At 68.1% G+C, this 4,695-nt stretch carries 6 protein-coding genes and 1 pseudogene; 3 read left to right on the plus strand and 4 right to left on the minus strand.

The features are described 5' to 3' along the window. The 3 genes from AB0N14_RS39505 to AB0N14_RS39515 all read right to left on the minus strand — a co-directional run. The coding region (locus AB0N14_RS39505) for a helix-turn-helix domain-containing protein (protein WP_366030520.1) at positions 1 to 201 on the minus strand (201 nt) is incomplete at its 3' end. A 797-nt stretch (positions 202 to 998) separates the two neighbouring features. Then, positions 999 to 1,163, minus strand: coding sequence for a hypothetical protein (locus AB0N14_RS39510; protein WP_366030521.1), 165 nt, complete (start codon positions 1,161 to 1,163; stop codon positions 999 to 1,001). A 15-nt stretch (positions 1,164 to 1,178) separates the two neighbouring features. Next, entirely contained in the window at positions 1,179 to 1,769 is a 591-nt protein-coding gene (locus tag AB0N14_RS39515; protein WP_366030522.1) for a hypothetical protein, read from the minus strand. A gap of 393 nt (positions 1,770 to 2,162) precedes the next feature. Between AB0N14_RS39515 and AB0N14_RS39520 the strand changes: the two genes are divergently transcribed. The 3 genes from AB0N14_RS39520 to AB0N14_RS39530 all read left to right on the plus strand — a co-directional run bounded on the left by AB0N14_RS39520 (position 2,163) and on the right by AB0N14_RS39530 (position 3,951). After that, entirely contained in the window at positions 2,163 to 2,396 is a 234-nt protein-coding gene (locus AB0N14_RS39520) for a hypothetical protein (RefSeq protein WP_366030523.1), read from the plus strand. A 202-nt stretch (positions 2,397 to 2,598) separates the two neighbouring features. Continuing rightward, a complete protein-coding gene (locus AB0N14_RS39525; protein ID WP_366030524.1) occupies positions 2,599 to 2,907 on the plus strand; it encodes a hypothetical protein in 309 nt (102 codons plus the stop codon). A 360-nt stretch (positions 2,908 to 3,267) separates the two neighbouring features. Further along, the gene (locus AB0N14_RS39530; protein ID WP_366030525.1) at positions 3,268 to 3,951 is read left to right on the plus strand and encodes a hypothetical protein; all 684 of its coding nucleotides are present in this window, start codon (positions 3,268 to 3,270) and stop codon (positions 3,949 to 3,951) included. Between the two features lie 203 nt (positions 3,952 to 4,154). Here AB0N14_RS39530 and AB0N14_RS39535 read toward each other — a convergent pair. Beyond that, a pseudogene (locus AB0N14_RS39535) lies at positions 4,155 to 4,464 on the minus strand (Helicase associated domain protein); the annotation flags it as partial. Between the last annotated feature and the right edge of the window lie 231 nt (positions 4,465 to 4,695).

Here is a 4,695-nt window from a genome sequence, read left to right on the forward strand (position 1 = left end):
GCCTCTGGAACGCAGCGCCTCGCGTCCGCCCGTCCTCCAGGCACGGCGCCACTGGTAGACCGACTTCTCACTCACCCGTAACTCCCGGGCGATGCCCGGGACTTCCGCGCACTCCTCGAAGAGGTCAACGGCCCGCATCCGTAGCTCTTCCCGACGCCTGCGCTGCTCGGCGGTCAGCCCGCCCCCATCCGGATACCGCATGCCTCCGGCGTACCAGCCTGGACGGACCGCGTCACCGGTCACGACACAGATCCAGACCCCGAAACGCCGAAATCAGTAACGCCAGCCTCCGCAGCGCGCGTCGCCCACCTTGTGCCCAGCTTCTACGCAGCATCGCTGTTTGAGCGGCCCCGCTCGCCCGTCCCGGCCCCTGGCCGCGCGCGGTGCTCCTCCTCGCCGCGTTCGGCCTGGCTCCGCGCGCCGTCGTGCTGGGCCCCCGGGCAACGGCCCACCAGGTTCCGGTATCGGCGCCGGACGCAGCGCCCGCGGCGGGCCCAGAGCTTCACACCGCCGGCCGCGCCCCGCAGCACACCGATCGGTACGGCGTGCGACCCCACGTTGTACGCGCTCTGGCGGGGCCGGCCTTCCTCTTGCTGGTCATGGGGCAGAGCACTGCCTCCGCAGGGCCGGCCGGAGCGGCGAGCACGCGGTTCCGCTCCCCGGAAAGGAGGCGCGGCCTTGCGGAGAATTCCGGGGGAAGTGCTGCCGCAATATCTGCCCCCGTCTTCCAACGGCATGCACCGGCCCGGTGCAGGTTGCTACGAGGCCTTCACGACCTCCGGCCCGTCGGCCTCGCTCGGACAGTGCGTGACGCGAGCGTGACCGTTGCAGGCGGCGACCGTTGACTTCACGTGTCCGCCACACGGCGGCTGACGGCGGAAGACCCCAGGCTGTCATGGCCCTCACCTAATCCCGGGGTCCTCCGTCCTCCCCAAGGCCCCGTCCGGCACGTCGCTCTACTGGTCGCCGCCCGGGCTGTCGTCTTCGTCCTGGCTGTGCTATTCGAGCCAGCGCTGGGCTCCGGTGTTCTGCCACATCACGCCGCGCTGGATCTGCTCATGGGTCAGGCCACTCTCCAGGGCCAGGTTTTCCTCGCTGACTCGCTCGAGATGCCGTCGCAGCACGCGGGCGATCTTCCCGGCCCATAGTTCGGCGACGTCCACGAACGGGCTTACCCCTCACCTCTTGTTCCCGCCCCGCGTTGCCGGTTGCAGCTCCATGCCGTTGGTGCCGGGCTGGAGCTGGTATCGGGGAAGGGATGCGGCATCGATGCTTCGGAACCCCCGGCCTTGGTTGTCCAGGATGCTGCTCCCGTTCTTGCCGTCGGCCACCCAGTCGAGGACCACCGTGAAGGTGCAGTCGCCGGCGCATTCCTTGGTGACATCGAGTTCGAAGACCTCTGGATCGGTCAGGGAGATCTTGTAGGGGAAGTTCACCGCTGGGGAGGTGACTTTGCCCGTGTAGTCGTCGACGGCGGGCTTGGCGGTGAAGGTGGGCGGGGTGGCGGACAGGTTGACGTCGAAGTGGCGCTGGGTGACTCCTCCACCGCACTGGCCGGTCTGCACGACGATGCCGGTGGCCGGCTTGGGATGGCGAGCGGTGACGTTGATGTGCATGCCGGTGAGGATCACGCTCTGCTGCGTACGGCCCTGAACGGTGACCTGGATTGGCGGGTTCAGGTCGACGGCCGCCTGCGGGGCCACTCCTCCGGGCCGGACCTGGGAGAGGTACTGCTTCGCAGTCCCGTCGAACCACCCCGAGGAACACATGGCGGGGAACGTGGACGCCTGAACGGCGATGGGGGGCTGGCCAGTCCACTTGCCGGGGTCGGCCGACGTACCGGCCGGGGAGCCCGCTGCGGCGACGGACTGCGCTTGTGCCGCTCCAACGGGCGCGGAGCTACTGGCGCGTGCTCGCGGTGCGGCATCGCCACCGAAAGGATCCGCAGTCACGAGCCATGCCACCAGGGCGGCAACACCGGCGGTCGCCAGCGAGGCGAGGACAACGGTAGGGGGTATGGGGCGGCGCCGTCCCTGTGGTCCGGCGGCGTCGGATGGGGCGGGCTCAGACGGTGGTGCCTCGGCCGGAGGAGCAACCGTGCCCTCCGCCGGATCAGAGGCAGAGGCACAGCAGCAGGAACAACGAGGTCCAGGACGAGTGCGGTGTCGCGCCACCTGGTGCGGGTGTCCTCGACCACCAGCGGGTGGTTTCTGCTGGCGGCCCGGGCGAACGCGATCGCCTGGTCCAGGCTGGGGAACCGCTTGCCCGAGAGCATCTCCCCCATCGTGCTCTTGGAGACGCGATGGCCGCAGGCCTCCGTGTCCTCTTCCAGTTGCCGCAGCGACGGCTTCCCGCCCCGGATGCGCACCTCCCTCAACCAGGCCGCGAAACCCTGACGCGCCGCCTCGTGTGAATCCCCCACCGAGCCACCTTCCCGGTCTGTCCGAAGCTGTCCGAAGGCCATCGCCGCACGTCCGGGCTGGGACGAGATCGTCCGCCACACGTGCCACCCGGTTCTTCCCCCGGCTGTCCTGGATGCATCCCACATCCGCCGGGCCCCCGCAAGGGGCCTCGCCGTGCTGTGCCCAGGAGGCCGACATGACCGCCATCTGCGCGTTCCGCGACTTCGACGACATGCCTGAGCCGTGCTGGATCACGCAGCTCGACCCGTGCCGGATCGTCGAGCTCCTCTACCTCTGGGACCGGCTCGTCCAGCAGTGCCCCGACCCCGCGTATCCCATCGAGTACCTGGCGCGGCATACCCGTGTCTCCGAGCAGCGCCTCCACGAAGCCCGGCGGATCCGCAACTTCTGCGCTCACCCCCACGCGGTCACGCACCTGCCCGCGCACCGCCTCACCAAGGCCCTGGCCACCACTCGACAGGCTCTGCGGGCCCTCACCCGGTGACAGCCAGCCTGTTGGACGACTCTCTGCATGAGTACGAAGGCGGCGGCCAGCGACAGTCGCGGTGGACATGAGTGCTGATCTTGGTGGGCAGTCTGATCCTTCTTCGTGACGTCCGTCAGGCCCTGCCAGACGGTGTGCTGCCTCTGCCGCTGGAGCCACTTGCCGACGTCCATCCCGTGACGGCGACGAAACAGGCCGAAGCGAGCGCGTCCGCAGGAGAGGGACTCCTCTACTCTCTTAAAACCCAACTACCCATGATCACCGGGAGGTTCGTTGTCCTCGGCGTCGCCACCCCAGAGCCCGAATCCGATGCCTGGCTCGGGACCCGGACCGGCATCACCTCCACCGCAACGGTCACGTGTGCGCCGGTTCTGGGACTGGTTCAGCGGTCTGAGCGAGGCTGGCAAAATCGGCCTCGTCGGCGCAGTCATCACGACCGTTGGTGGTGGCGTCTTCAGCGTGATCAACGCCCTCATTCCCGTATTGGCTGGTGGCGGCAACGAAAACGGGCTGGATAACAAACCCCCGTCATCGGTACAGGCCTCGAAGACACCGGACAGGACTGTGACGTCGGCCAGCACCACTTCGCCGGCCAACCAGCCTCCCGATTCTGGTTCGCCGGTTTCCTCGGACGCCCCCGCTCCGAGCGCAACGTTGAGCTCGGACTCGAACGCGATCCAGTACACAGGGCCCGTGCGCATCGCGGAGAAGGGGCCGGACCTCGACGTCGACCCACCGAACGCTGACGAAAGCGGCGAAGACGTTCGGCTCGCCCTGATTGACCCGCCACGGATCACTGGCTATGGCGTGACAAACGAGCCCACGCTGGCACTGTGGACGGGCTCGGCCATGCCGAACAGGCAGCAGTGTTCCGACCGGATCTCCACCCAAGGCGTGCCAACTGTTGAGGTGAAGAAAGGAACGGTGGTCTGCGTCAAGACCGACGGCGGGCGCATCGCCGTAGTGACGATCACCTCGACGAGCAACTACTTCAGCACCGGCGAAATGGCGCAGGTGACCGTGTGGTCCGAGGTCTCCGGTTAAGCCCCGAGGCCGGGTGCCAGGCCGAACTGCCGACCTGCGCACAACACTGGTGACCGGCCGGTACGGGGACGCTTCTCGGGTCAGCCGTCCGGAGCTTTGACAGTCCGCCGGCGGGGGTCATTCGGCAGGACAGCCGAGACGTGTAGAGGGTCCGTGCCGTCTGCGTCCGGCACGGACCCTCGCACAGCCTCCCACGGCTCCACAGAAGCCCACCCCAGCCCGAGATCCGCCAGCGCCTGGAGCTTGTCGGCGGTGAGCTTCGCGCGCCTCGACTTCATGTTCGACAGAAACACACCCAGCTTCACAGCGTGCTCCTCACCGTCGACGACAACGGTCTCAACGTGGGCCCTGGCGACCGTCACAGAGCCCGTGCGGGCCTTGTACTGCCCAGGCTGCAACGCCCCGCTCGAAGGCGCCAGAGCCGCCCTTACGGGCCTTCTCGGGGGCTTCTTGCTCCGGGGGCAGCGGCGCGATGCCGAGCTGCTCCAGGAGCTCGCGCTGCCCGTCTGCGATCTCTCGGTTTCGGGACAGTGGGTGGGGTGACAGCGGGGCCTGGGTGTGTTGCTGCTGGTCAGTGGTGGTTGAGGGGGTGGGGCCACTGTTCTGGACGCGAGATTTCTGTGGGGTGTCGCTGTCCTGGGGGCGTTATCCTCGATTCGTCTGTGGTCTGACGTCGTCGCCGTGAACGGCTGGGTGCCCGATATGTCCCTCGCCGTGTGGGGACAGGTCATCGCATGCGCTGCG

It is taken from the genome of Streptomyces sp. NPDC051104, from assembly GCF_040682835.1.
Classification (GTDB): Bacteria; Actinomycetota; Actinomycetes; order Streptomycetales; family Streptomycetaceae; genus Streptomyces; species Streptomyces cynarae.

Bases quoted from the DNA above. Each gene is read 5' to 3' on its own strand.
- AB0N14_RS39515 (WP_366030522.1), bottom strand. From the start codon at position 1,769: ATGTGTTCCTCGGGGTGGTTCGACGGGACTGCGAAGCAGTACCTCTCC.
- AB0N14_RS39525 (WP_366030524.1), top strand. From the start codon at position 2,599: ATGACCGCCATCTGCGCGTTCCGCGACTTCGACGACATGCCTGAGCCG.